Annotated in this window: 29 protein-coding genes; 26 read left to right on the plus strand and 3 right to left on the minus strand. The window is 35.3% G+C overall.

Annotation, left to right across the window (positions count from 1 at the left end; translation table 11 throughout):
* Positions 1 to 10 precede the first annotated feature (10 nt).
* From rplF to D5J18_RS04375, 15 genes are all read left to right on the plus strand, one after another.
* The gene (rplF, locus tag D5J18_RS04305; protein WP_119057785.1) at positions 11 to 556 is read left to right on the plus strand and encodes a 50S ribosomal protein L6; all 546 of its coding nucleotides are present in this window, start codon (positions 11 to 13) and stop codon (positions 554 to 556) included.
* Positions 557 to 571: 15 nt separating this feature from the next.
* The gene (gene rplR, locus D5J18_RS04310; RefSeq protein ID WP_119057786.1) at positions 572 to 928 is read left to right on the plus strand and encodes a 50S ribosomal protein L18; all 357 of its coding nucleotides are present in this window, start codon (positions 572 to 574) and stop codon (positions 926 to 928) included.
* A gap of 1 nt (position 929) precedes the next feature.
* Positions 930 to 1,451: a 30S ribosomal protein S5 gene (gene rpsE, locus D5J18_RS04315; RefSeq protein ID WP_119057787.1), complete on the plus strand. Its 522-nt coding sequence runs from the start codon at positions 930 to 932 to the stop codon at positions 1,449 to 1,451.
* An 11-nt stretch (positions 1,452 to 1,462) separates the two neighbouring features.
* The gene (gene rpmD, locus D5J18_RS04320) at positions 1,463 to 1,645 is read left to right on the plus strand and encodes a 50S ribosomal protein L30 (protein ID WP_119057788.1); all 183 of its coding nucleotides are present in this window, start codon (positions 1,463 to 1,465) and stop codon (positions 1,643 to 1,645) included.
* Positions 1,646 to 1,647: 2 nt separating this feature from the next.
* On the plus strand, positions 1,648 to 2,097 hold the full coding sequence (gene rplO, locus D5J18_RS04325; protein WP_119057789.1) for a 50S ribosomal protein L15: 450 nt from the start codon (positions 1,648 to 1,650) through the stop codon (positions 2,095 to 2,097).
* A gap of 5 nt (positions 2,098 to 2,102) precedes the next feature.
* Positions 2,103 to 3,476, plus strand: coding sequence for a preprotein translocase subunit SecY (gene secY, locus D5J18_RS04330; RefSeq protein ID WP_119057790.1), 1,374 nt, complete (start codon positions 2,103 to 2,105; stop codon positions 3,474 to 3,476).
* 22 nt (positions 3,477 to 3,498) lie between these two features.
* Positions 3,499 to 3,714 (plus strand): translation initiation factor IF-1, encoded by a 216-nt coding sequence (gene infA / locus D5J18_RS04335; protein ID WP_119057791.1) that lies wholly within the window; start codon positions 3,499 to 3,501, stop codon positions 3,712 to 3,714.
* Positions 3,715 to 3,758: 44 nt separating this feature from the next.
* Positions 3,759 to 3,875 carry a type B 50S ribosomal protein L36 gene (gene ykgO / locus D5J18_RS04340; RefSeq protein WP_015361145.1) on the plus strand — a complete coding sequence of 39 codons (117 nt, stop codon included), beginning with the start codon at positions 3,759 to 3,761 and terminating at the stop codon, positions 3,873 to 3,875.
* Positions 3,876 to 3,877: 2 nt separating this feature from the next.
* Complete coding sequence (gene rpsM / locus D5J18_RS04345) at positions 3,878 to 4,255, plus strand: 30S ribosomal protein S13 (protein WP_119057792.1); 378 nt, start codon at positions 3,878 to 3,880, stop codon at positions 4,253 to 4,255.
* A gap of 9 nt (positions 4,256 to 4,264) precedes the next feature.
* Positions 4,265 to 4,684 (plus strand): 30S ribosomal protein S11, encoded by a 420-nt coding sequence (gene rpsK / locus D5J18_RS04350; protein ID WP_119057793.1) that lies wholly within the window; start codon positions 4,265 to 4,267, stop codon positions 4,682 to 4,684.
* A gap of 16 nt (positions 4,685 to 4,700) precedes the next feature.
* On the plus strand, positions 4,701 to 5,303 hold the full coding sequence (gene rpsD / locus D5J18_RS04355) for a 30S ribosomal protein S4 (RefSeq protein ID WP_119057794.1): 603 nt from the start codon (positions 4,701 to 4,703) through the stop codon (positions 5,301 to 5,303).
* Positions 5,304 to 5,320: 17 nt separating this feature from the next.
* The gene (locus tag D5J18_RS04360) at positions 5,321 to 6,319 is read left to right on the plus strand and encodes a DNA-directed RNA polymerase subunit alpha (protein WP_119057795.1); all 999 of its coding nucleotides are present in this window, start codon (positions 5,321 to 5,323) and stop codon (positions 6,317 to 6,319) included.
* 4 nt (positions 6,320 to 6,323) lie between these two features.
* Positions 6,324 to 6,770, plus strand: coding sequence for a 50S ribosomal protein L17 (rplQ, locus tag D5J18_RS04365; protein WP_119057796.1), 447 nt, complete (start codon positions 6,324 to 6,326; stop codon positions 6,768 to 6,770).
* A gap of 118 nt (positions 6,771 to 6,888) precedes the next feature.
* A complete protein-coding gene (gene eno / locus D5J18_RS04370) occupies positions 6,889 to 8,181 on the plus strand; it encodes a phosphopyruvate hydratase (RefSeq protein WP_119057797.1) in 1,293 nt (430 codons plus the stop codon).
* A 59-nt stretch (positions 8,182 to 8,240) separates the two neighbouring features.
* Positions 8,241 to 9,524 carry a citrate synthase gene (locus D5J18_RS04375; RefSeq protein ID WP_119057798.1) on the plus strand — a complete coding sequence of 428 codons (1,284 nt, stop codon included), beginning with the start codon at positions 8,241 to 8,243 and terminating at the stop codon, positions 9,522 to 9,524.
* Between the two features lie 180 nt (positions 9,525 to 9,704).
* Here the strand turns inward: D5J18_RS04375 and D5J18_RS04380 are convergent, their stop codons facing one another.
* The gene (locus tag D5J18_RS04380) at positions 9,705 to 10,151 is read right to left on the minus strand and encodes a hypothetical protein (RefSeq protein WP_119057799.1); all 447 of its coding nucleotides are present in this window, start codon (positions 10,149 to 10,151) and stop codon (positions 9,705 to 9,707) included.
* Between the two features lie 239 nt (positions 10,152 to 10,390).
* Here D5J18_RS04380 and priA point away from each other — a divergent pair, with 239 nt between their 5' ends.
* Positions 10,391 to 12,844 carry a replication restart helicase PriA gene (gene priA, locus D5J18_RS04385; protein ID WP_119057800.1) on the plus strand — a complete coding sequence of 818 codons (2,454 nt, stop codon included), beginning with the start codon at positions 10,391 to 10,393 and terminating at the stop codon, positions 12,842 to 12,844.
* 138 nt (positions 12,845 to 12,982) lie between these two features.
* Here priA and D5J18_RS04390 read toward each other — a convergent pair whose 3' ends face one another.
* Positions 12,983 to 14,149 carry a proline dehydrogenase family protein gene (locus tag D5J18_RS04390; RefSeq protein WP_119057801.1) on the minus strand — a complete coding sequence of 389 codons (1,167 nt, stop codon included), beginning with the start codon at positions 14,147 to 14,149 and terminating at the stop codon, positions 12,983 to 12,985.
* 260 nt (positions 14,150 to 14,409) lie between these two features.
* Here D5J18_RS04390 and aroB point away from each other — a divergent pair, with 260 nt between their 5' ends.
* The 9 genes from aroB (at position 14,410) to arsC (ending at position 22,159) form a co-directional block, all read left to right on the plus strand.
* Positions 14,410 to 15,495: a 3-dehydroquinate synthase gene (gene aroB, locus D5J18_RS04395; protein ID WP_119057802.1), complete on the plus strand. Its 1,086-nt coding sequence runs from the start codon at positions 14,410 to 14,412 to the stop codon at positions 15,493 to 15,495.
* Positions 15,496 to 15,577: 82 nt separating this feature from the next.
* On the plus strand, positions 15,578 to 15,991 hold the full coding sequence (gene msrB, locus D5J18_RS04400) for a peptide-methionine (R)-S-oxide reductase MsrB (RefSeq protein ID WP_375730844.1): 414 nt from the start codon (positions 15,578 to 15,580) through the stop codon (positions 15,989 to 15,991).
* Positions 15,992 to 16,035: 44 nt separating this feature from the next.
* Complete coding sequence (locus tag D5J18_RS04405) at positions 16,036 to 17,151, plus strand: YihY/virulence factor BrkB family protein (protein ID WP_119057804.1); 1,116 nt, start codon at positions 16,036 to 16,038, stop codon at positions 17,149 to 17,151.
* Entirely contained in the window at positions 17,133 to 17,819 is a 687-nt protein-coding gene (gene cmk, locus D5J18_RS04410) for a (d)CMP kinase (RefSeq protein ID WP_119057805.1), read from the plus strand. The genes D5J18_RS04405 and cmk overlap by 19 nt, the downstream gene beginning before the upstream one ends.
* A gap of 181 nt (positions 17,820 to 18,000) precedes the next feature.
* Positions 18,001 to 18,630 (plus strand): L-threonylcarbamoyladenylate synthase, encoded by a 630-nt coding sequence (locus D5J18_RS04415; RefSeq protein WP_119057806.1) that lies wholly within the window; start codon positions 18,001 to 18,003, stop codon positions 18,628 to 18,630.
* Between the two features lie 215 nt (positions 18,631 to 18,845).
* Positions 18,846 to 20,027 carry a sigma-54-dependent transcriptional regulator gene (locus tag D5J18_RS04420; protein ID WP_119057939.1) on the plus strand — a complete coding sequence of 394 codons (1,182 nt, stop codon included), beginning with the start codon at positions 18,846 to 18,848 and terminating at the stop codon, positions 20,025 to 20,027.
* 10 nt (positions 20,028 to 20,037) lie between these two features.
* A complete protein-coding gene (locus tag D5J18_RS04425) occupies positions 20,038 to 21,417 on the plus strand; it encodes an MATE family efflux transporter (RefSeq protein ID WP_119057807.1) in 1,380 nt (459 codons plus the stop codon).
* Positions 21,418 to 21,450: 33 nt separating this feature from the next.
* Complete coding sequence (locus D5J18_RS04430; protein ID WP_119057808.1) at positions 21,451 to 21,690, plus strand: DUF8828 family protein; 240 nt, start codon at positions 21,451 to 21,453, stop codon at positions 21,688 to 21,690.
* 112 nt (positions 21,691 to 21,802) lie between these two features.
* The gene (gene arsC, locus D5J18_RS04435) at positions 21,803 to 22,159 is read left to right on the plus strand and encodes an arsenate reductase (glutaredoxin) (RefSeq protein WP_260377485.1); all 357 of its coding nucleotides are present in this window, start codon (positions 21,803 to 21,805) and stop codon (positions 22,157 to 22,159) included.
* A gap of 106 nt (positions 22,160 to 22,265) precedes the next feature.
* Here arsC and D5J18_RS04440 read toward each other — a convergent pair whose 3' ends face one another.
* Entirely contained in the window at positions 22,266 to 22,727 is a 462-nt protein-coding gene (locus D5J18_RS04440; RefSeq protein WP_119057810.1) for an Lrp/AsnC family transcriptional regulator, read from the minus strand.
* Between the two features lie 183 nt (positions 22,728 to 22,910).
* Between D5J18_RS04440 and metE the strand changes: the two genes are divergently transcribed.
* The gene (gene metE / locus D5J18_RS04445; RefSeq protein ID WP_119057811.1) at positions 22,911 to 25,217 is read left to right on the plus strand and encodes a 5-methyltetrahydropteroyltriglutamate--homocysteine S-methyltransferase; all 2,307 of its coding nucleotides are present in this window, start codon (positions 22,911 to 22,913) and stop codon (positions 25,215 to 25,217) included.
* Positions 25,218 to 25,444: the final 227 nt, after the last annotated feature.

Genomic DNA, 25,444 nt, shown 5'->3' on the forward strand with positions numbered 1-25,444 from the left:
AATTTTTAGAATGTCTAGAATAGGTTTAGCAACAATCAATGTACCAGAAGGAATAAATGTTAGCTTTAGTAATAATGAGGTAACAATTAAGGGGAATAAATTTGAGTTATCTGAAACTTTAAAAGAAGGTTTTGAATTAAAAATAGAGGATAATGAATTAAATGTTATTCGACCTGATGACACCAAAGAAAGCAAAGCTTTACATGGTTTGTACAGAGCTCTTATACAAAACATGATTACAGGAATTAACACTGGTTTTACCAAAGAATTGGAATTAGTAGGTGTAGGTTATAGAGCTTCGAATCAAGGTCAAAAACTCGACTTAGCATTAGGTTTTTCTCATAATATAGTGATAGAACTACCAGAAGAGATTAAAGTTGAAACTGTTAATGAAAAAGGGAAAAATCCAATTATAAAATTATCTTCTCATGATAAGCAACTTTTAGGTATGGTTGCGGCTAAAATACGTAGCTTTAGAAAACCTGAGCCGTATAAAGGAAAAGGAGTTAAGTTTGTTGGAGAACAAATTAGAAGAAAAGCTGGTAAATCTGCATAAAAATTATTCTTAATTATGGCATTTAATAGAAAAGAAAATAGAGTTAAAATCAAACGAAGAGTACGGAAAAATATTTTTGGTACTTCAGATATTCCAAGACTATCTGTGTTTAGATCGAATAAAGAAATATACGCTCAGATAATAGATGATACAAAAGGTGTTACTCTTGTTTCAGCTAGTTCAAGGGATAAATCAATCGATACAACCAATAAACCAAAAATTGAGGTAAGTAAGTTAGTTGGCAATTTAGTAGCAAATAAAGCTAAAGGAGCTGGGATAGAAAAAGTTGTTTTCGATCGTAATGGTTTTTTATATCATGGTAGAATTAAATCTTTAGCTGAAGGAGCTAGAGAAGGTGGATTAAAATTTTAATATGTTAGGATTCAGAAATATAGAAAAAGTTAAACCTGGAGGTCTTGATTTAAAAGATCGTTTAGTTGGTATTCAAAGAGTAACAAAAGTAACAAAAGGGGGGCGTGCATTTGGTTTCTCTGCTATTGTCGTAGTCGGTGATGAGAATGGAGTGGTGGGCTATGGACTTGGAAAATCTAAGGATGTTGCTACTTCAATCCAAAAGGCAATAGAAGATGCTAAAAAGAATTTAGTTAGAATTCCATTAGAAGGAAATACGATACCTCATGAGCAAGAAAGCCGTTACGGAGGAGCTCAGATTTTTATTCGTCCAGCATCAAATGGTACAGGTTTGATAGCGGGAGGAGCTGTTCGTGCGGTGTTGGAAAGTGTTGGTATTCATGATGTATTATCCAAATCTAAAGGCTCGTCGAACCCTCATAATGTTGTGAAGGCTACTATGAAAGCTTTATTAAGTTTACGTAGTGCAAGTGAAATCTCTCGTTTGAGAGGGATTCCTGTTTCTAAAGTATTTAATGGTTAATAGTCTAACTTATGGCAAAAATTAGAATAAAACAAATAAAAAGTTCAATTAAAAGACCTAAAAATCAAAAATTGGTTTTAGAGTCTTTGGGACTTAAGAAAATTAATCACGAAATTGAACATGAGAATACTCCTGTTATTAGAGGAATGATTAATAAAGTAAAACATTTGATTGAAATTTCAGAAGAAAACTAACAATGGAATTAAGTAATTTAAGACCTGCTTTAGGGTCAACTAAGAATAAATATAGAAAAGGTAGAGGTGAAGGTAGTGGAAACGCTGGAACTTCTGGACGTGGGCATAAAGGAGCTAAATCAAGATCTGGCTATAGCAAGAAAATCGGATTTGAAGGGGGACAGATGCCTTTACAAAGAAGAGTTCCAAAGTTTGGTTTTAATAGTAGAAATAGAAAGGTTTATAAAACCTTAAATCTAGATACTATTCAAAAACTTATTGATGAAAAGCGTTTTTCAACGGATATTTCTAAAGAGGATATAGTTAATGCTGGTTTTGCTTCAAAAAATGATTTGATTAAAATCCTTGGAAGAGGCGAGTTGAAATCTACGGTTAATATAACTGTTGATGCTTTTACTAAGTCAGCAAAAGAGGTTATAGAAAAATCTGGAGGTTCAGCTAATATAAAATAATTTTAATGAAAGGTTTTATTCAAACCCTTAAGAATATTTGGAGTATAGAAGAATTGAGAAATAAAATTCTTTTTACACTTGGTATATTGTTAGTTTATCGCTTTGGCTCTTATATTCCGTTACCTGGAATAGATTTAAGTGCCATTAACACAGATATATTAAATGCTAAGGGTAATAGTTCTGGGGGGAATGGGTTTTTAGATATTTTAAATGCTTTTACAGGTGGAGGTTTTAGTAGAGCTTCTATTTTAGCATTAGGAATTATGCCTTATATTTCTGCCAGTATTGTAGTACAATTAATGGGATTAGCATTACCTTATTTGCAAAAACTTCAAAAAGAGGGGGAGAGTGGAAGAAAAAAAATAACACAAATAACACGTTGGCTTACAATCGCTATTTGCCTAGTTCAAGCTCCAGCGTATCTTACGTCTGTAACAAATTTCTTTTTACCTTATTCAGATCCGAGTATTAGTGCAGCCTATATTATTTCTCCAAATAGCTTTTGGTTTTGGTTTCCATCAACCATAATTTTAGTTACGGGGACAATGTTTGCAATGTGGTTAGGTGAAAAAATCACAGACAGAGGAATAGGTAATGGTATTTCTTTGCTAATTATGGTTGGAATTATGGCCGATTTGCCTAGATCTTTTGTTTCTGAAGTGCAATTACAAAGTGGTATCTTTATTTTATTTGAAATTATAGCTTTTTTAGCTGTCATATTAATAAGTGTCATTTTGGTGCAAGCAGTAAGACAGGTTCCTGTTCAATATGTAGGTAGAGCACAAGGAGGGAGAAGCAATTATATGAAAACCTTTACCAATACTGTTAGACAATATATACCATTAAAAGTAAATGCAGCAGGGGTTATGCCAATCATTTTTGCACAAGCAATTATGTTTTTACCTGGTGTGTTAGCTAATGCAATTTATAATGAAGGTAATATCCCTGGATTTTTTCAAGATTTAAGTAATCCGTTTAGTTTTACTTATTGCGTTGTTTTTGGAATTTTAATTATCATATTTACATTTTTTTATACAGCGGTTACCATACCAGTTAATCAAATGGCTGAGGATTTAAGAAGAAATGAAGGAATTATACCGAGAGTAAAACCTGGAATGGAAACAGCTAATTTCTTAGATGATATTTTATCAAAAATCACGTTGCCTGGATCTATATTTTTGGCTTTATTGGCAATTTTACCTGCTGTAGTTCATTTGTTTGGAGTATCTTCATCCATGGCTTTATTCTTTGGAGGGACGTCATTAATTATTTTAGTAGGAGTAACATTAGATACTATCCAGCAAATTAATACATATCTTTTAAATCATCATTATGATGGGATGATGCAAACAGATAGAATTAATAAGAGGATGGCATAAATAATGCAATAATTATAGAGCTATGGCAAAACAAAAACATATAGAACAAGACGGAACAATAATTGAAGCTTTATCTAATGCAATGTTTCGAGTGGAATTAGAAAATAGTCACGTTGTTACTGCACATATTTCTGGTAAAATGCGAATGCATTATATCAAATTATTGCCTGGAGATAAGGTGAAATTAGAAATGTCTCCATACGATTTAACAAAAGGAAGAATAACCTATAGATATTAAAAGTAAAAAGGAGGTCTTAGTGACCGGAGTATTAAATTTTTTTTATGAAAGTTAGAGCATCTATTAAAAAAAGAAGTGCAGATTGCAAAATCGTGCGAAGAAAGGGAAGACTTTATGTAATTAATAAAAAGAACCCAAAATTTAAACAAAGACAAGGATAATTATGGCTAGAATTGCTGGAATAGATTTACCTAAAAACAAAAGAGGAGTTATCGGATTAACTTATATTTATGGTATTGGTAAAAGTACTGCACAGAAAATTTTGTCTAAAGTAAATGTAGACGAAAATAAATTAGTTTCAGAATGGAATGATGATGAAATTAACTCTATACGTCAGACTTTAGGTGAAAATTATAAAGTAGAAGGAGAGTTACGATCTGAAAACCAAATGAACATTAAGCGTTTGATGGATATTGGAAGTCAGAGAGGGATTAGACATAGGCTTGGATTACCTTTAAGAGGTCAACGTACCAAAAATAATTCAAGAACAAGAAAAGGTAAGAGAAAAACTGTCGCAAATAAGAAAAAAGCAACTAAGTAATATTGAAAGATGGCTAAAAAACAACAAAATCAAGGAAAAGGAAAAGGCTCTAAAGCTAAAGCTAAAAAACGTAATGTTAAGGTTGAAGCTAATGGTCAAGCTCACGTTCAAGCTTCTTTTAATAATGTTATAATTTCTTTAACTAATAGTAAAGGGGAAGTTATTTCTTGGTCTTCTGCAGGAAAAATGGGATTCAGAGGTTCTAAAAAAAATACACCTTATGCAGCCCAAGTAGCGGCAGAAGATTGTGCTCAAGTTGCTTATGATGCAGGATTAAGAAGAGTAAAGGTGTTTGTGAAAGGACCAGGCACAGGTAGAGAATCTGCGATAAGATCTATTCACAATGCAGGGATTGAAGTTTCTGAAATTATCGATGTAACACCTCTTCCACATAACGGATGTAGACCACCAAAAAGACGTAGAGTTTAATAAAATATTTTAATCAATGGCTAGATATACAGGACCAAAAACAAAAATCGCTAGAAAATTTGGACAACCTATTTTTGGTGATGATAAATCTTTTGAAAAGAAAAAATATCCTCCAGGACAACACGGTCCCAATAGAAGAAGAGGTAAAAAATCTGAATATGCTATACAGTTAGCAGAAAAGCAAAAGGCTAAATTTACATATGGTATATTAGAAAGGCAGTTTTCTAATATGTTTAAAGAAGCTGCTAAATCTAAAGGAATTACAGGTGAAGTGTTGCTTCAATTGTGTGAATCACGTTTAGATAATGTAGTTTACAGATTAGGAGTGAGCCCTACTCGTGCAGGAGCAAGACAACTAGTTTCTCATAAACATATTACAGTAAACGGAGAAATTGTAAATATTCCTTCTTATAGATTGAAGCCTGGAGATGTAGTAGGTGTTCGTCAAAAATCTAAAACACTATCTGTAATTGAAGATTCAATAAAAGAAAGAAAAGAATATGAGTGGTTATTGTGGAATGATGAAGTGAAAGAAGGAACTTTTCAAACTGTTCCTGAAAGGATTCAAATTCCAGAAGATATTAAAGAGCAACTTATTGTTGAGCTTTATTCAAAATAACTTATAATAATAATTATATGGCTATATTAAATTTTATTAAACCCGATAAAGTCGTTCTTATTGAAGCAGATGATAAGTTTGGTCAATTTGAATTTCGACCTTTGGAGCCTGGCTATGGATTAACTGTCGGAAACGCTTTGCGTCGGGTTTTATTGTCTTCTTTAGAAGGTTATGCTTTTACCTCTATCAAAATTGAAAGTGTTGATCATGAATTTTCTACCATAGCTGGTGTTGTTGAAGATGTTACAGAAATTATATTAAATTTAAAGAAAGTTCGTCTAAAACATCAGATTGAGAAAAACGATGAAGAAACTATCAATTGTAGCATTTCAGGTAAAACAAAATTGACCGCAGGAGATTTATCTAAATTTATCTCTGGGTTTCAAATTTTAAATCCTGATTTGGTTATTTGCCACATGGACAAAAATGTAGAATTAAATTTCACTCTAACAGTTAATAAAGGGAGAGGATATATTTCAGCAGAAGAGAACCTTCTTGATGTAGAAGTTTTACCTATCGGAACCATTAAAATTGATTCAATCTATACCCCTATTAAAAATGTTAAGTATTTGATAGAAAATTATAGGGTTGAACAAAAAACTGATTATGAAAAATTAATTTTAGATATAGAAACTGATGGTTCTATTAGCCCTAAAGATGCATTAACAGAAGCCGCTAAAATATTAATTCATCATTTTATGTTATTTAGTGATGAGAGAATTACACTGGAGACTGAAGAGGTTTCAGCTACAGAAGCTTATGATGAGGAAGCTCTTCATATGCGCCAGTTATTGAAAACTAAGCTGGTGGATTTAGATTTGTCTGTGAGAGCGCTTAATTGTTTAAAGGCAGCAGAAGTAGATACATTAGGAGAGCTAGTAAGTTATTCTAAAGCAGATTTGATGAAATTTAGAAATTTTGGAAAAAAATCTTTGACAGAATTAGAAGAATTGGTTGATAGAAAAGATCTTTCTTTCGGAATGGATGTTAGCAAGTATAAATTGGATTTAGATTAGAAAAATGAGACACGGTAAAAAAATAAATCATTTAAGTAGAAAAAAAGGACACAGAGATGCTATGTTATCTAATATGGCTTGTAGTCTAATTGAGCATAAAAGAATTAATACGACGGTAGCTAAAGCTAAAGCTCTTCAGCGTTATGTAGAACCTTTGCTTACTAAAGCAAAAAATGATACAACTCATTCAAGACGTATTGTTTTCAAATATTTACAACAGAAAGAAGCTTTAAGCGAATTGTTCCGTTCCGTTGCTCCAAAAATTGCTGATAGACCAGGGGGGTATACGAGAATAATCAAAACAGGATTTCGTTTGGGCGATGGTGCCGAGACAGCGTTGATTGAATTAGTTGATTACAATGAATTGTATTTGAATGAAGATTCAACCAAGAAGACAAGAAGAAGTAGAAGATCTAGAGGTACTAAAAAATCTGATTCATCTGAGGAATAATTTTTTATAGCAAAATAATATAGAAAAGGTGAGGTTTCTCACCTTTTTTTTTATTTTTTACTCGCTTAGAAATTGTTTGATTTTGTAAATTTGGGGGAGATAATTAAAAATAATCATTATGAGTTTTATTTCTGCAATTCATGCAAGACAAATTTTAGATTCGAGAGGAAACCCTACAATTGAAGTAGATGTAATTACTGAAAATGGAATTATTGGTCGCGCTGCAGTTCCTTCAGGAGCTTCAACAGGTGAGCACGAAGCTGTTGAGTTGAGAGACGGCGAAAAAGATTTTATGGGGAAAGGTGTTCTTCAAGCGGTTGAGAATGTCAATGAAAAAATAGCACCAGAGCTTATTGGTGAATCTGTATTTGAGCAAACTTGGATAGACCATCTAATGATAGAACTTGATGGAACTCCAAATAAGAGTAAATTAGGAGCAAATGCCATTTTAGGTGTTTCTCTTGCAGTAGCAAAGGCAGCAGCGGCAGAATTAGAAATTCCATTATATCGCTATGTAGGTGGAGTTAACGCTGCTACATTACCTGTACCGATGATGAATATAATCAATGGAGGTTCTCACTCAGATGCGCCTATTGCATTCCAAGAATTTATGATAATGCCAGTAAAGGCGGTTACATTTTCTGAAGCCTTAAAAAAAGGGGTGGAAATTTTCCATCATTTAAAAAAAGTATTGCATGAGAGAAAATTGTCTACTGCAGTAGGTGATGAAGGTGGATTTGCCCCAACTTTTGAAGGTACTGAAGATGCTCTTGATACTATTAAAAAAGCAGTAGAAAATGCAGGATATAATTTTGGGGAAGAAATTAAAATAGCTTTAGACTGTGCTTCTTCAGAGTTTTATAAAGATGGAAAGTACAATTATCAATTGTTTGAAGGGGAGAATGCGGCTATCCGTACATCAGAAGAGCAGGTGGAATATCTGGCTGAGCTTTGTGAGAAATATCCTATTATTTCAATTGAAGATGGAATGGATGAAAATGATTGGAATGGATGGAAATTATTGACTGAAAAAATTGGTGATAAAGTCCAATTGGTTGGTGATGATTTGTTTGTGACTAACGTAGAGAGACTATCAAAAGGTATAGAACAAAATGTTGGGAACTCAATCTTAATCAAAGTAAATCAAATTGGAACTTTAACTGAAACAATAGATGCTGTGGAAATGGCTAAAAATGCTGGCTATACCGCTGTTATGTCACATAGGTCTGGCGAAACAGAGGATTCTACCATTGCAGATCTAGCAGTGGCTTTGAATACAGGACAAATAAAAACTGGCTCAGCTTCTCGCTCAGATCGTATGGCAAAATACAATCAATTGTTGAGAATTGAAGAAATGCTAGGCGGAATGGCAAAATTCCCAGGAATTTTAGCTTTTAAAGTAAAAGCATAGTTTAAAAAATGATTAATTTTTATACCTTTAGGAGGTTATAAAAAATCAATTTTAAATTTATGTCAGAAACAGTTAAAATAATTTATCAAGGGAAGGAATATGAATACCCTGTTATCGAAGGTACGATGGGAGATAAAGGGATTGATATTTCTTCCTTGCGTTTGGATAGTGGTTTAATAACCTTAGACCCAGGCTATAAAAATACTGGAAGTACTTTAAGCAAAATCACTTATCTAGATGGAGAGCAAGGAAAGCTTATGTATAGAGGCTACCCTATAGAACAATTGGCTGAGAAGTCAAGTTTTGTAGAAGTACAATATCTATTATTATACGGCGAGTTGCCAACAGAGGTAGAATTAGAAAAATTCAAAGCAAGTTTAAAAGATTATAGCTTTGTAAATGATAGAGTTAGGAAAATTTTAAATGGATTCCCCAGTACTGCCCACCCCATGGGGGTTCTAGCTTCTTTAACGGGCTCTCTCACTGCATTCAATCCGAAGGTAGTTGACGTGGCGCATGCTGCAGACATGTTTCATGCAGTAACAAGATTATTAGCAAAATTCCCTATTCTCTCAGCTTGGACCTATAGATTAAGTAAAGAGTTGCCAATATCAGAAAGTGACCCAAGTTTAGGCTATGTAGAGAATTTTTGTCAACTGATGTTCTCCAATCAGAAAAAGGATTTTAAAGTCAATCCAGTGATTGTAGATGCGATTGATAAACTTTTAATCTTACATGCAGACCATGAGCAAAATTGCTCTGCATCTACCGTTAGGTTAGTAGGCTCGTCTCATGCAGGCTTATTCACTTCAATTTCTGCAGGAATTAGTGCTTTATGGGGAGCTCGCCACGGTGGTGCAAATCAGGCCGTTATTGAAATGCTTGAAACCATAAAAACAGGGGGCGGTCGTCTCCAAAAATGGGTTGATAAAGCGAAGGATAAAGATGATGAATTTAGATTAATGGGCTTTGGTCACCGTGTTTATAAAAATATGGATCCTCGTGCTAAAATCATCAAAAAAGCAGCAGATGACGTTTTAGAACAATTAGGAATAGATGATGAAGTTTTAGATATAGCATTAGGCTTGGAAGAAGTAGCATTGAAGGATGAGTATTTTATTGAAAGAAAATTATACCCTAATGTTGACTTCTATTCTGGTATTATTTATAGAGCTTTGGGGATACCAAAAGAAATGTTCACTGTAATGTTTGCTCTAGGCAGATTACCAGGCTGGATTGCTCAATGGAAAGAAATGCGTCAGACCGATCAGCCAATTGGACGCCCAAGGCAAATCTATACTGGAGCCACTACACGTGATTACCTCCCAATGAGTGAAAGATAAATTTTTGATAATAAGAACAAAAATTTCACTTCAAGAAATTGAAGTGAAATTTTTTTTTAGCCTTAAAAAATTTTGAGATAAGTTTTTAATAATCGGTAAAAGGTAATTGAGATTGACGGTATAAAAGAAAGTAATAAAGTGATGCAGTAACCTGAGTTTGATGATTACGAGTACTCATTATTAAAATCTCAAATTTTCAAAAGCTTGAAAAAAATATTCATTCGTACGATTTTTTATCGGGATAACTCCAATCAAAGTTGCTGACTTCAAGTTCTGAAGCTTTAGAATTTCATCATTTTTTATTTTATTGGCTTCAATCCTAGTACGATACATCTTATCATCTTGGGTATAGAAATTCATGAAAACCCATGCTTCACCATCCACACTTTTGCGTTCAGTAGTCATGTGTGTAAAGTTATTTACATTCGTTTTTTCATTCAATAAACCCAGTTTATTTTTCAAAGCTTTTTCTAAATCATTTTTAAAGCTCCCATTCCATTCACTTTTATCTGTAGACACCACAATGCGTTGATCATCATTCTCATTAGAATTATTTGCCAAAGGTGTAACCGTACAGCTGGTCATCATTAATATCAAAGCGATGGGTGTTATTTTATTCAATATCATAGGTTTAATCGATTTTCACTTCCAAAAAAATCAAAATACATGCCAAAGGGATTACTCAAATAGAACATAAATCACGTCTAAACACGATAGCTTAACGCTCGAAAGATGTTTCATTTTAACCTTTATAGATTTCAATTAATAGTCGTTATTATTTGGTAAATTTGTTTTAAAACTTTTAAAAACAGATTTTTTTTGAACAAAATTTTCTAAGGCTTAAAAAATTTCAACCATTCATCGCTATGCAACCAAAACTTTTTGCCGAAATCATTCTCCCCGTACCCTTGCCAGGGACTTTCACATACAGAATCCCCAGCGATTGGCAAGACTACCTACAGATTGGGCAACGCGTTTCCGTACCCTTTGGGCAGCGAAAAATTTACACAGGGATTATTCATTCCTTCCACACCAACGAGCCAGAAACTTACAAAACAAAACCCATCGATGCCATTTTAGAAGATACGCCGAGCCTTCTGCCACAACAGATTGAGCTTTGGGAATGGGTGGCTAGTTACTATATGTGTTCACTGGGCGAGGTGTATAAAAATGTATACCCCACGGCTTTGAAGCTAGAAAGCGATACGTACATTCGTTGGATTGAAAATGAATTGCCCGAGGATGCGGAATTAAGTGCCGAAGCGCAAGAAATTTTACAAGCCGTAAAAAATAAAAATATTGTTTCTGTAGATGAGGTATCAAAATTAATTCATCAAAAAAATGTATTAAAAGTACTCAAGGAGCTCCTAGATGCTCGGCAAGTTCGCTTGGATGAAAAATTAATTGAAAAGTATACGCCCAAAATTGAAAATTATATTAAGATAAATATTGATTTAAACAGTGAAGATTCTAAAGAAGCTTTTGAATTGCTCGACAGATCGCCCAAGCAACGGGAGCTTTTCTTGCAACTCATACAGCTGAAAGCTAGTGAAGAAAATCCTGTAAAAGCGGCCAATTTCATCAAAGATTATGGGGGAAGTCATGCCACACTGCGCAGTATGGAGAAAAAAGGACTTATCTCTATCTTTGAAGACCAAACGCGGCGAAATCAACTTTATGAAGAAAATATTGAAAGCATTGAGAAGCTTTCACCTGAGCAACAGCAGGCTTTTGATGGAATTTTAAAAGGCTTTAAAAATTTTGACACCGTTTTACTTCACGGCGTAACTTCATCGGGCAAAACTGAAATTTACTTTAAGCTCATCGAGCAAATGCTCCAGAAAAATCAAACAACCCTTTTCCTATTACCTGAAATTGGTTTGACAACACAACTCACACAGCGGATTCAAAAGAAATTCGGTGAATTAGTCGGGGTATATCATTCTAAAATGAATCAAAATCAACGAGTTGAAATTTGGAATGAAACCTTAGAAAATAAATATAAAATAATCATTGGGCCTCGCTCAGCACTTTTTTTGCCTCTTCAGCATTTAGGGCTTATTATCGTAGATGAAGAGCACGAATCTGCACTAAAACAAAAGGATATAACACCATTTTATAACGCTCGTGATGTTGCTCGTGTTTTGGCCTCTAAGAACAAAGCAAATTTACTTTTGGGTTCTGCAACACCAAGCCTAGAGGTTTATCATGCCGCCAAGCAGGGGAAAATCGGTTACGTTTCCCTAAATGTAAGGTTCGGAAACGTGCAGCCACCTAAAATGGAAATCATTGATTTACGCAAAGCTTTTCACCGAAATGAAATGACGGGGCAGTTTTCTAAAACTTTGATTCTTGCCATGAAAAATAGTTTCGAAGCAGATAAACAGGTAATCCTTTTTCAGAACCGCCGTGGCTATGCTCCAGTCATTGAATGTCTTAGTTGTGGTTTTACTCCCTATTGCCCCAATTGTGATGTGGCTCTGACGTTACACAATATTTCGCTGGAATTGAAATGTCACTACTGTGGGCATAAACAAGCTAAACCCCAACATTGCTACCAATGCAAAAGTGTGGAATTGGAAACGAAAGGCGTGGGGACAGAACAAATTGAAAAAGAAGCTTTAAGCATTTTCCCTGAGCAGAAGATTGCTCGTATGGATGTAGATAGTATGCGTAAAAAGTTTGCCTACGAGAAGTTGATTGAAGCATTTGAGCAAAAAGAAATTAATTTGCTGATTGGCACGCAAATGGTGAGCAAAGGTTTAGATTTCGAATATGTGAATTTAGTTGGAATAATCCGAGCCGATAATTTATTGAATTTCCCTGACTTTCGTGCACACGAAAGAGCTTTCCAAAGAATTGTTCAAGTAGCAGGTCGTGCAGGGCGAAGGAATCAGCGAGGTTTAGTACAAATTCAGGCTTTTGAGGCTCATCATCCTGTCTTGAAAATGGCTACGGAAATGGATTATAATGCTATGGCTGAGCAAATTTTAGCCGAACGTCAAAATTTTCTTTACCCTCCATTTGTACGCTTGATCGAAATTCGATTTCGGCACAAAAAAGAAGAAAAAGTGCAAAAAGCAGCACATTATTTTAAACAAATGCTACAGGGTAAATTTAGCTCCCAATGTTTACTTGGGCCAGAAGCACCATACATTTCGCGACTCAATAATGAATACAGATTCCATATCTTACTAAAAATCCACAATCAACAGTCGCCCAAAAAGGTGAAACTTCTGCTGAATGAAGCTTATCAGCAATTGATGCAAATCAAAGCCTTTCGTTCAGTAAAAATTGACTTTGATGTAGACCCATATTGATATTATTTTTTTTTGAAATACCCGTAATGTATTTATTTAAACAGGATTTATTTTTTAACCTGTTTGAGTTTCTTTAGAGCATAAACATATTGAGAGATCGCAAATTTTTGTGAAAACTATAACTTTAACTGAAATTCCCTACGGGTTTTCCTGTTTTCTTCTCTTCAATTCCTTTTCTATCAGTATTAATTCTCTGCCTGATTGCCCCGCAACCGAAGTATTTTCTTTAGCTCGCCGAATCAAGTAAGGCAGCACATCATTCACTGGCCCGTACGGAACATATTTAGCTACATGAAAATTCAAATCAGCCAATACGTAGCTAATGTTATCACTCATTCCCAAAAGTTGCCCAAACCAAACTTGTTGCGTTTTTGGATTTTCAGATTTCTCTAATTTTTCTTTTAGTTGGAAGCAGCTTAGCTCATTGTGCGTACCAGCGAAGAGCAAAATCCTATCTTGGCGATGAAAAATGAAATCTATTGCAGCGTTGTAGTCATTGTCAGTCGATTGTTTATCTGGCTGTATAGGGGAAGGATAACCTTTCTCTAGCGCACGTTCACGTTCTTTTTCCATATAGGCGCCACGTACGACTTTATAGCCTAAAAAGTAATTCTCTCTCTCAGCTTCTTCGTATTGATTTTTCAAAAACTCCAAACGGTCATGGCGGTACATTTGTAGTGTGTTGATGATGATGCACCTCTCTCGGTTAAAGATTTTCATCATCTCTGTCACCAGCTCGTCTACCGCATCTTGCATCCAGCTTTCTTCAGCGTCAATCATTAATAAAACATCATTTTCATACGCATTTTTGCAGGTTTCAAAGTATCTTTTTTGAATGTTTTCCCAAGCGATTTGTTCTTTTTCAGTTAATTTTTCTTTCAAACCAACTTTTTCATAAACGTGAATACTCCCATAGCCCGTCGGTTTGAAAACTACAAAGGGAATAGCAGGATTGTCTTTTGCAAGAAAAATAATTTCATTAATTTCTTGAAAACAATTATCATACGCACTTTCTTCTTCCTTTCCCTCGATGGAATAATCTAAAATACTACCTATCTTTTTTTCATGAAGTTTTTCTACTGTTTCCAGTGATTCCTTTCGTGTTTCGCCGCCGCAGAAATGTGCAAAAATACTTTTCTTGATTAAAGTCTTCACCCCTGGGATATGCTTAGCAAAGGGCAGAAACCATTCGCTGAAATTAACCAAAGCAGGTATATTTACTGCCTTAAACAACAGATGAGCACGTCTCAGCTCGTAGTTATTCTTACTTTGAAAAGCAATTTTAGTATTTTCAAAAATTTTCATAAATCATCATCATAGTTACACAAAGTTAAATTATTATCAATAGAAATTCCATATTGTAAAGAAAATTTTATGATTGATTTGTTGAGATTATTTTAAATTTGTGATTAAGAACTTATTTTAAATTTAGAAATATTCTTATACATTTTGTTTTAAGTTTTTGATTTTTAAAACTTTAGTTTGCATTTTGCTTTTCATCCCGATAGATTTGTAAATTGAAAGAATCCATCTGAAAAAATTGAAATTAGGGCTAAGAACTTTTTATGAAACAATCACTCATATATTTTGAAGATATTTTTACGATTCTCAATGATTTTATTAAAGATTATAAAGGGAAAATCACTTTTTTGGTTGATGAAAACACGCAAATTCATTGTTTGCCACTAGTTCTAGAGCGGTGCAAAGATTTAGATGCGGCTACATTTTTAGAAATTCCTGCAGGTGAGTCTGCAAAGCAGATAGGCAACGTGGCTGACGTCTGGGGCGGAATGTTGGATTTGAATTTAGACCGAAATTCTTTGCTAATCAATCTCGGCGGTGGAGTGGTGACTGATTTGGGTGGTTTTGCAGCTTCTACGTTTAAGCGAGGCATTACATTCATTAATATCCCGACCAGCTTGCTGGCAATGGCCGATGCCTCTGTAGGCGGGAAGACAGGCATTGATTTTAAAGGCTTAAAAAATCAAATTGGGACGTTTAGTTTGCCAGAGATGGTTCTGATTTCGCCAGAATTTCTTGAAACTTTACCTCAAAACCAATTAAACTCAGGTTTTGCCGAAATGCTCAAGCATGGCTTAATTCGAGATAAAAAGCATTGGCAGAATTTGGTGGCATTAAAAAGTTTAACACCTGATAACGTAGCCCCGTACATTCAATCTTCAGTGGAAATAAAAAGAAAAGTGGTGGCTGAAGACCCCAAAGAGAAGGGGTTGAGAAAAATTCTAAACGCTGGGCACACGCTGGGGCATGCCATAGAAACTTATTTTCTCAATCAAAATATAGATGCTTATTTAAATCACTTAATCAACGGGGAAGAAGCGCTTTTACATGGCGAAGCGGTGGCGATAGGTTTGATTTTAGAAGCTTATATCTCAGCCGAGAAAAATAAATTGAGCAGTGAAGAATTGGAAGAAATTTCTAAAGGCTTATTAAAATTTTTCCCCAAACGAAATTTACCAACGTATGCGGAAATTAAAAATTACCTGTTACAAGATAAAAAGAATGAAAACGGTGAAATTCAATTTATGCTTTTAGATAAGATTGGGGAATGTGATTCTCAATCTATTGCCGCCGAGAAAGAGGTAATTGAAGCCGCTTTTCAGTATTATTCAAATTTAGAAGTACATTAAGATGAGATATTTATTTTTATTTCTAACTTTAATATTTATATCTTGTAATTCTCAAGAAAAAGAATCAGAAAACATATTGAAAGTGAAAGAACAGCCAACCTATCAGGTTCAGAAATCAGAAACAGAATGGCGAAAGCAATTGAGCGAAGAAGAATATTATGTATTGCGAGAAGCAGGGACAGAACGTCCGCACTCGGGGAAGTTTAATCTTCATTTTGAAGAAGGCATCTATACCTGTAAGGCTTGTGGTGAAGAACTTTTTGGTAGTGATAGCAAATTTGAGTCACACTGCGGCTGGCCGAGTTTTGATAAATCGATAGCAAAAGGCAAAATTGTAGAACGCTTGGATAAATCTCACGGAATGATGCGTATGGAAATTCTGTGTGGAAATTGTGGTTCGCATCTAGGGCACGTCTTTACCGATGGGCCTACCGCGACAGGTTTGCGCTATTGTGTTAACTCTATTTCGCTGGAATTTAAAGAAGAAAAGGAATAAAATTTTTTAAGCCTTAAATAAAAATTGAAGAGAAAAAACGAATAATGAAACAATTTCTACTTAAATGCTGGGAAGTTATAAGAAGAACCTTTCTTGTTTGGTTTGAGAATGACCCCTTCAGGCAAAGTGCTATCATTTCTTATTATGCAATATTATCTCTGCCAGGACTTTTAATCATGATTATCTGGACGTTGGGGCAATTCTATGGCGAGAAAGCAATGCAAGGTCAAGTGGTAGAGAAGATTCAAAATATGATGGGGCTAAAGTCAGCAGAATTTATAGAGAATTTAATTCAAAATGCTTACCTAGACCCATATTCGGAGTGGTACGTTCAGGTCATCGGTATCGGAACATTAATCTTTAGTGCGACAACTTTATTCTTCCAAATTCAGCAGACGCTTAATCATCAGTGGAATGTGGAGGTCAAACCCAATAGTGGCATTTTACATTTAATCACAGTCAGGCTCAACGGGATGATGCTAATTTTGATTATCACTCTTTTGTTACTCATCACGGTGATTAGCTCTTCGGTGCTTTCTAGCTTCAAGGATTCACTAGAATTTTACATCGGTGGAGAATGGACACTTTTGCTCAATATCGGGGATATTGTACTGAGTTTTGTCATTATTTGTGTGCTATTCTCCTTGGTTTACAAGTTTTTGCCAGATGTCGAAATCCCATGGAAAATGGTGTGGATAGGAGGTTTAGTCACTACACTACTATTCAACTTAGGGAAATACTTGCTTAGCTATTATTTTTCTGTAGCAGACCCCAGCTCGGGATTTGGCACGGCAAGTATCATCATTTTCATCATGATTTGGATTAACTACACCACATTGATTCTACTATTTGGCGCAACGTTTACTTATGTATACGGTTTGGAGAATAATTATAAAATTAGGCCCAATAAATATGCTCAATGGAACAAAGATTACGTCTTGAGGCATAAAAATGCAGTACTGAATAAATTATTTGAAGATAAAGAAGAAGAATTACTTATGCTTGATGAAAACATTCGGCAAGGAGTTTACCGAGACCCCGAGGTGGGAGAAAGTTCAAAGACGTATATAGATGAAATCGGAATCAAAAAATCTAGTTCAATTTTTTCAACAGTGAAGTCAAAGCTCAAAAAACTAGGAATATGGAGAAAGGAAAAATAATCGCGATTGACGGATTCTCATCTACTGGGAAGAGTACAATTGCCAAAGCGATTGCTAGAGAATTAAACTTTCTGCATGTGGACACTGGTGCGATGTACCGTGCCGTAACTTTATACGGAATACAAGAAAACATCATTAGTGAAAATGATAAAGAGAATGCCTTACAAATCGTAAATCATTTGGATGAAATCCAAATCACATTCCGCTACAATGAGAGTGAAAATCGAAATGAAATATACCTCAACGGCCAAAATGTAGAAAATGAAATCAGAAGCATTTCTGTCACAAATTTAGTGAGTTACGTAGCTAAAATCTCCGAAATTCGCTCTTTTCTAGTCGAGCAGCAACGCCAATTGGCATGGAATCATAATATCGTGATGGATGGGCGAGACATTGGTTCAGTTGTCTTCCCGCAAGCAGATTTGAAACTTTTCATCACAGCCGATGCCCAAGTGCGTGCGCAACGCCGATTCAATGAAATGGAAGACAAAAGTGAAACAACACTAGAAGAAGTGAAGGCGAATCTCATTCAGCGAGATGAGCTGGATTCTGGGCGAGAAAATTCACCTTTGGTAAAATGCGATGATGCGATAGAAATAGACAATAGCAACGTATCACAAGAGGAATTGATGGAAAATATAATGAGAATAGTGCAAAGTGAAATTTAAACAGAATCTTACCAAATGGACTCAAAGGACCAATTTTTTTAAGCCTTAATTTTTTTAAGCCTTTAGAAATTTTCTTAAAGAATTTTTAAAGGCTTTAAAAAAATCTATTATAATTCGTAGATTGTTCGGGTAGATACGAAACAATTTATTAACTTTAAGTTCATATTAAAAACAATTTATTATGGCAAAAGTATTAAAAATTCATCCAGAAAATCCCCACAATAGAGCTATAGAGCAAGTGGTTGACGCATTGAAAAAAGGAGCAGTTATCATCTACCCTACAGACACGGTTTACGGTTTAGGTTGTGATATTTTTAATGCAGAAGCCATGGAAAAATTAGCTAGGCTAAAGGGGCTGAAATTAGAACAATCTCAGTTTTCAATCGTTTGCAATGATTTGAGTCACTTGTCAACTTTTACACGGCCGATAGACAACACAACATTCAGATTGCTAAAAAGAGCTCTGCCAGGGCCGTTCACATTTCTGATGAATGCAAATAATTCATTACCCAGCTATTACAAAAAAAGAGAAACCGTTGGAATTCGTGTCCCCGATCACAAAGTTTCTCATGCAATAGTAGAAGCATTGGGTAGCCCGATAGCATCAACATCTCTAGTGGCAGACGAAGAAGATAAAGAATATTATAGCGACCCAGAACTCATCCGTAGAAAATATGATAATTTAGTCGATATCATTATAGATAGCGGCACTGGTGGGCTAGAGGCCAGTAGCGTGGTAGACCTAAGCCAAGGCGATGGTAACTATGAAATCATAAGAGAAGGGAAAGGGAAAATAGAGAATTTTATCTAGAAAGAAAAATCAGGGCTTTAATTTAAATGCTAAGGGATTTATAAAAATTTTTAAGCCTTAAAAAAAAATAAAAAAAAGGTATATAGAAATTACCTGTTAAGGTTTTAGTTTTTAATCAATTAAAAACTAAAATCAGATAGGTTTAATTTTAATATGCCTTTTAATTTTTTTTTGAAATTATAAGTTTCATTAACTTTGGGTGCATGCTAAATAATATCATGAAAATATTAATCATAGAAGACGAACAGGCTATCCGAAATGTTTTAGCCAATATTCTAAAAGATGAGAACAAAAAATGGGAGATTGATGAAGCTGAAAATGGAGGAATCGCTCTCGAAAAAATCAAAGAAATAAACTATGATTTGGTGCTTTGTGATATCAAAATGCCAGTAAAAGATGGTTTAGAAGTTTTAGAACTAGGTTTAGACATCAATCCAGATCTTACGTTCATCATGATTTCTGGGCACGGAGACATCGAAACAGCTGTAGAGTGCATAAAGAAAGGAGCTTACGACTACATTCAGAAGCCACCAGATTTAAATCGCTTGCTCAATAGCGTGCGTCACGCTTTAGATAGGAAAAACTTAATTACCCAAAATAAATCTTTGCAAGAGGAAAACAAAGCCTTGAAAAGAAAAGTGAGCGATAAGTATGAAATGGTGGGTAGCTCTCAGCATCTACAGGAAATTCAAGAGATGATAGATAAGGTTGCGGCAACCGATGCGCGCGTACTCATCGTTGGCCCCAATGGGACTGGGAAAGAACTAGTCGCACACCATATTCATGAGAAAAGTGACCGAAACAAAATGCCGATGGTAGAAGTGAATTGTGCAGCTATACCTGCAGAGTTGATAGAAAGCGAGCTATTCGGCCATATGAAAGGAAGCTTCACAGGAGCGCATAAAGATAAAGCAGGGAAATTCGAGCAAGCCAATAAAGGAACTTTATTTCTTGATGAAATTGGTGATATGAGCCTTTCGGCACAAGCAAAAGTGCTCCGTGCGTTGCAAGAAAAGAAAATTACTCGTGTGGGCGGAGATAAAGAAATCTCAGTAGATGTGAGAGTTTTAGCTGCTACGAATAAAAATTTAAAGAAAGAAATAGCCAATGGGAAGTTTAGAGAAGACTTGTACCATCGCTTGGCAGTTATTCTAATTCCTGTCCCTGCACTGAACGACCGAAAAGAAGATATCCCTGAGCTGATAGAACATTTTGCCCAAAAAATTGCAGAAGGACAAGGCAAAGCACCCAAATCTTTTCATAAAAAAGCTATTGAAAAACTGAAAAATAAAGATTGGACTGGCAATATTAGAGAATTGCGTAATGTGGTAGAACGTTTAGTAATTTTGGGAAATAACCCCATTACAGAGCAAGACGTTGAAGATTTTGTAAAATAAGTTTTCTCTTTTGACACTTCAAGAACATCTGAAAAAAAATTTCCATCTAGCCTGGCCAGTAATGCTTTCGCAGGCAGGGCAAATATTGGTAAATATAGCCGATAATGTGATGGTGGGCGGGCTGGGTTCCACTTGGGATGAAGTTCAGAATCCTGAGCTAGGCACTACGGCACTAGGTGCTGTAGCCTTAGGGAACTCACTCTTTTTTATTCTCATGGTGACGTGCTTAGGCTTTACCTTTGGGATGTCACCACTCATAGCACAAGCCGATGCTAGAGGGAATACACAACGAGTTGTGCGGGTTTTTACGCATGGCTCGCTTTTAAACATCGGGCTAACAATTTTTCTCATGCTTGTGTTATTTTTTGTAGCACCGATTATGAGGAGTATGGGGCAACCACCCGAAGTCGTAGAACAAGCCTTGCCCTACCTGCGCATTGTCACATATTCAATGCTACCTCTCATCATATTCCAGTCTTTACGTCAGCTTTCAGAAGGCTTATCACTAACGAAGACAGTCGCCATAGCCACAATTATTGCAAACCTCATGAATATTGTATTTAACTACATGCTGATTTACGGAAACTGGGGAATGCCACGGCTAGAAGTAGAAGGAGCCGCTTATGGGACATTACTTTCTAGAATTATCATGATTTTTTCTCTACTATTTGCGATGTGGTACAACACAAAATCACGTTTTTACTTATTGCAAGTTAAGTTAAAAAAACTACACTATTTTATCATCAAAAAACTGATTAAACTCGGGGCGCCGAGTGCATTACAAATGTTCTTTGAAGTATCAGCCTTTGGATTAGCCTCTTTTATTTGCGGGTTAGCAGGCAAAGAGCAGTTAGCAGCACATCAAATCGCTCTAAATTTAGCCAGTACCACATTTATGATTTGCACGGGATTGGGCGTAGCAGCAACCATAAGGGTAGGCAACCAAAAAGGCTTAAAAAATTACACAGAACTAAAAGGCGCTGGCTGGTCCGCAATTTATATGGTGGTAGCATTCATGTTTTTATGTGGATTATCTTTTGTGATTTTTCGCTACGAGCTACCTAAATTTTATGTAGATGATAATCAGGTGATTCAAATCGCCGCAGGACTAATGTCTGTAGCAGCATTATTTCAGTTATCAGATGGAATTCAAGTCGTATGCATGGGGGTTTTGCGCGGAATGGAAGATGTGAATGTCCCCGCATTCATCACGTTCTTTGCCTATTTCGGCTTAGCCTTGCCGCTGGGCTATTATCTAACGGTAAAGCAAGAAATGGGCGCATTTGGCATGTGGATTGGGCTAGGCTTAGGGCTAACATTTGCAGCCATATTTTTATTATTCCGTTTTTACCAATTAAGTCGACGATTTATATTGCAAAATCATAAATAAAGCTTATTTTTACTCAATAAAAAAATTAAAACTATGGAATTACCTAAATTTTTATTAGCAGATAACTCAGATTTTGAAGACGCATTTGTATTACATACCGAATTTCCAAGATTTTTGGTTAATGTAAATACTGATGAAATTGAATGGTTTGACGATATCGACGACGAGGAAGCAGACTTGGAAAATCAAGTGAAAGATTTACTAGATGATGCTTATGAATTCTTCGAAGGAGAAATTTCAGCTTACGAAGAAGACGATTTTGAAGAAGAATAATAAAAAAGACTTCAAAGAAATGCAGGTTTAAGACTTCTTTAAAACCTGCATTTTATTTTTTAGATTTATTATTAATCATTACCACCGAAAATTTTTTAAGCCTTAAAAAAAAATGATGGAAAAAAAGATTGAAATTTATCACAACCCACACTGTAGCAAGAGTAGAGAAGCAAAACAGTATTTAGAAAACAAGCAAATTCCGCATGAAGCGATTTTATATTTGAAAACAGGCATATCAGTAGAAAAATTGAAAAATATTGTAGGTAAATTAGGATTTACATCTCCACTGGAACTAGTGAGAACCAATGAAGAAATTTGGAAAAAGGAATTCAAAGGAAAGAATTTGACCGAAGATGAAATTTTACAAGCCATGGCAGAAAACCCAAAACTGATTCAAAGACCGATTTTGATTCATGAAAACAAAGCCGTCATCGCTCGCCCAACTGAAAAGATAGAGAATATTTTGTAATAAAAAATTTAAGCCTTAAAAAAAATATAACGCTCGCCCAATCACTGTTTTTGCAAAAAAACTCCTAATTTCTCTTTATTCTTTCTTGGCAAACTTCAACTTAAACCTAAAAATGGATTCCAAAGGTATTTTTGATTTCTGCCATTGCAAATGTACTGTGCGTTCCCCCGATGGAGTTTAGCGACCCCAGTTTATTATACACAAAATCTTGGTAATGTTTCATATTCATCACCTGCACTTTTAGCAGAAAATCAAAATCTCCCGAGATATTGTAGCATTCCACAATTTCATCCAAAGCTTCAATATCCCTCACAAAATCATTCCCGACTGAACGCTCATGCTGTTTTAATTTAATTTGGCAAAAAACAATAAATCCCTTATTCAATTTCTCAGCGTTTAAAATCGCACGGTATTTCCTAATGTACCCCTCTTGTTCCAATCTTTTTACTCTTTCAAAAACAGGAGAAGGAGATAAATTTACCGCCTGCGCCAATTCTTTAACGGTGAGTTTCGCGTCCTCTTGCAGCAATCTCAGCAGTTGCAAATCCTTTTTGTCTAAATTTTCCACAAAATATTATTCTTTGAGCGATGATTTAACTACAAAATTACAAAATATTATTCTTTTTAAATATTAAAAAAAGTGTTTTTTGCCAAATTAATCAAATGACATTGAATTATTATTCTATAAAGTTATTTTTGTAGAGTAAAATCATCAAATAACGAATTTCAAACTATTGAAATATTTAAGCTTATGAAAACAAACCTTTTAGGCTATCCAAGAATCGGAGAAAAAAGAGAACTCAAAAAAGCCAATGAAAACTTCTGGGCGGGGAAAATCAATGAAGAAGAATTAACCAAAGTCGCAAACGAAATTCGCTTGCATAATTGGAAAATTCAGAAAGAAGCAAATTTAGACTTAATCCCTTCCAATGATTTTTCTTTGTATGATCATGTGCTTGATTTCTCTTTTAGTATCAATGCAATCCCAGAGAGATTCAAGCCCATTAAGCACTTGTCTGATCTTGAACTTTATTTTGCTTTAGCCCGTGGTTATCAAAAAAATGGAATTGACATCACCGCACAGGAAATGACGAAATGGTTTGATACTAATTACCACTACATCGTCCCCGAATTTACTAAAAATCAAGTGTTTGAATTAAAAAGTAATAAAGCTCTCCATGAATTTAATTTTGCTAAAGAAAATGGCTTCAAGACAAAACCAGTTCTTCTAGGCCTTGTAACTTATCTCCTTTTAGGCAAAGAAAAAGAAGAAGGCTTTGATAAATTAGATTTAGCAGATAATTTACTCATCGTTTATAAGCAGATTTTGAGCGAATTAGCAGAATCTGGAGCCGAATATATTCAAATTGATGAACCTTTTTTAGCTTTAGATATAGATGAGAAAACAAAAAACGTATATCAAAAAGTTTATACGGATTTAGCTGAAAGTTTCCCTGAGCTGAAATTCATCATCACCACCTATTTTGATTCTGTCGAGCAAAATTTAGACTTAGTTAAATCACTGCCATTTAATACATTACACGTTGATTTGGTGCATTCGCCAGAGCAATTAGATGCCATTTTGGCAGATTACCCAAAAGATAAGATCCTGTCACTAGGCATTGTAGATGGGAGAAATATTTGGAAAAATAATTTTGAAAACTCCCTAGCCTTGATTCAGAAAGTTGTGGAGAAATTAGGACGTGAGCGTGTATGGGTTTCAAGCTCGTGTTCTCTTTTGCATTCCCCTTGTAATTTAGAATTAGAAAAAAATGAAAAGGTTTTGCCGAAAGAAATTAAACAATGGCTGGCTTTCGCTAAGCAGAAATTGACCGAAATCAGCACGCTAAAATCAATTGCTAATGGGGAATCTTCTTCAGAAATTAATCTTGCACGCCAAGAAAACCAACAAGCCGCAGAAAACAGAAAATCATCTGAATTGATTCATAAAACGGCTGTGAAAGAACGTGTGGCCAATATCCAAGAAAAAGATGACCAAAGAAACAGTCCTTTTTCAATTCGCCAAGAAATTCAGCATAAAGCTCTGAATTTGCCGCTGTTCCCTACGACTACCATAGGCTCTTTTCCGCAAACGCAAGAAGTGAGAAATTGGCGTGCAGCACACAGGGGTGGGAAACTTTCTACTGCAGAATATGAAGATTTACTGAAGAAAGAAATTCAGGAATCTATTGAATTTCAAGAAGAAGCGGGCATAGATGTTTTGGTTCATGGCGAGTTTGAAAGAAATGACATGGTAGAATATTTTGGGGAACAGCTTTCGGGCTTCGTATTCACTAAATTCGGTTGGGTGCAAAGTTACGGTTCGCGTTGTGTAAAGCCACCGATTATCTTTGGAGATGTCCACAGACCTAAACCCATGACTGTACGCTGGTCTGAATATGCTCAGTCACTGAGTCAACTGCCAGTGAAGGGCATGCTCACAGGGCCTGTTACGATTTTACAATGGTCTTTTGTGAGAGATGACCAGCCACGATCGCTCACTTGTACGCAAATTGCTTTAGCCATCAGAGATGAGGTGAAAGATTTAGAAAAAGCAGGAATCAAAGTGATTCAAATCGATGAACCCGCCGTGCGTGAAGGCTTACCGTTGAAAAAAGAAAACTGGGCTGATTACTTAAACTGGGCAATCAAGGCATTTAGAATTTCAGCTTCTGGGGTAGAGGACAGCACGCAGATTCATACGCATATGTGCTATTCTGAATTTAATGACATGATTGCGGCCATTGCTGATCTGGATGCTGATGTGATTACGATTGAATGCTCTCGTTCGCAAATGGAACTTTTGGACGTTTTTGCAGACTTTAAATACCCAAATGAAATAGGCCCTGGGGTTTATGACATCCATTCACCAAGAGTCCCCTCAAAAGATGAGATGATACATTTGATAAAAAAAGCTGAAGCTGTGATTCCTAAAGAGCAATTGTGGGTAAACCCTGATTGTGGATTAAAAACAAGACATTGGCAAGAAACCAAAGCAGCTTTAGTAGCCATGGTAGGTGCAGCTAAAGAACTAAGAAAAGAATTCGCAGATGCATAAAATTTCTTTATTTATCTAAAAATCATAGGCTTAGGTTTATAATCTAAGCCTTTTTTTGTAGAAATTTCTAAAGCCTTTAAAAAAAATCCTCTGCCTCAAAAAAAATAAATTTGCATAATTCAAAAACGTAAAATACATTTGCGGGCAGGTTGAGAGAAGAGAAAAATCTCAACGGAAATTTTAACAAAAAAATAACGAAATTTTAACAAATGAAATTTGTGAGTTTC

The organism is Candidatus Ornithobacterium hominis, from assembly GCF_900538215.1.
GTDB lineage: Bacteria > Bacteroidota > Bacteroidia > Flavobacteriales > Weeksellaceae > Ornithobacterium > Ornithobacterium hominis.

Coding starts and splice junctions, on each gene's coding strand:
- rplF (WP_119057785.1), top strand. CDS start 11: ATGTCTAGAATAGGTTTAGCAACAATCAATGTACCAGAAGGAATAAAT.
- rplR (WP_119057786.1), top strand. CDS start 572: ATGGCATTTAATAGAAAAGAAAATAGAGTTAAAATCAAACGAAGAGTA.
- rpsE (WP_119057787.1), top strand. CDS start 930: ATGTTAGGATTCAGAAATATAGAAAAAGTTAAACCTGGAGGTCTTGAT.
- rpmD (WP_119057788.1), top strand. CDS start 1,463: ATGGCAAAAATTAGAATAAAACAAATAAAAAGTTCAATTAAAAGACCT.
- rplO (WP_119057789.1), top strand. CDS start 1,648: ATGGAATTAAGTAATTTAAGACCTGCTTTAGGGTCAACTAAGAATAAA.
- secY (WP_119057790.1), top strand. CDS start 2,103: ATGAAAGGTTTTATTCAAACCCTTAAGAATATTTGGAGTATAGAAGAA.
- infA (WP_119057791.1), top strand. CDS start 3,499: ATGGCAAAACAAAAACATATAGAACAAGACGGAACAATAATTGAAGCT.
- ykgO (WP_015361145.1), top strand. CDS start 3,759: ATGAAAGTTAGAGCATCTATTAAAAAAAGAAGTGCAGATTGCAAAATC.
- rpsM (WP_119057792.1), top strand. CDS start 3,878: ATGGCTAGAATTGCTGGAATAGATTTACCTAAAAACAAAAGAGGAGTT.
- rpsK (WP_119057793.1), top strand. CDS start 4,265: ATGGCTAAAAAACAACAAAATCAAGGAAAAGGAAAAGGCTCTAAAGCT.
- rpsD (WP_119057794.1), top strand. CDS start 4,701: ATGGCTAGATATACAGGACCAAAAACAAAAATCGCTAGAAAATTTGGA.
- D5J18_RS04360 (WP_119057795.1), top strand. CDS start 5,321: ATGGCTATATTAAATTTTATTAAACCCGATAAAGTCGTTCTTATTGAA.
- rplQ (WP_119057796.1), top strand. CDS start 6,324: ATGAGACACGGTAAAAAAATAAATCATTTAAGTAGAAAAAAAGGACAC.
- eno (WP_119057797.1), top strand. CDS start 6,889: ATGAGTTTTATTTCTGCAATTCATGCAAGACAAATTTTAGATTCGAGA.
- D5J18_RS04375 (WP_119057798.1), top strand. CDS start 8,241: ATGTCAGAAACAGTTAAAATAATTTATCAAGGGAAGGAATATGAATAC.
- D5J18_RS04380 (WP_119057799.1), bottom strand. CDS start 10,151: ATGATATTGAATAAAATAACACCCATCGCTTTGATATTAATGATGACC.
- priA (WP_119057800.1), top strand. CDS start 10,391: ATGCAACCAAAACTTTTTGCCGAAATCATTCTCCCCGTACCCTTGCCA.
- D5J18_RS04390 (WP_119057801.1), bottom strand. CDS start 14,149: ATGAAAATTTTTGAAAATACTAAAATTGCTTTTCAAAGTAAGAATAAC.
- aroB (WP_119057802.1), top strand. CDS start 14,410: ATGAAACAATCACTCATATATTTTGAAGATATTTTTACGATTCTCAAT.
- D5J18_RS04405 (WP_119057804.1), top strand. CDS start 16,036: ATGAAACAATTTCTACTTAAATGCTGGGAAGTTATAAGAAGAACCTTT.
- cmk (WP_119057805.1), top strand. CDS start 17,133: ATGGAGAAAGGAAAAATAATCGCGATTGACGGATTCTCATCTACTGGG.
- D5J18_RS04415 (WP_119057806.1), top strand. CDS start 18,001: ATGGCAAAAGTATTAAAAATTCATCCAGAAAATCCCCACAATAGAGCT.
- D5J18_RS04430 (WP_119057808.1), top strand. CDS start 21,451: ATGGAATTACCTAAATTTTTATTAGCAGATAACTCAGATTTTGAAGAC.
- arsC (WP_260377485.1), top strand. CDS start 21,803: ATGATGGAAAAAAAGATTGAAATTTATCACAACCCACACTGTAGCAAG.
- metE (WP_119057811.1), top strand. CDS start 22,911: ATGAAAACAAACCTTTTAGGCTATCCAAGAATCGGAGAAAAAAGAGAA.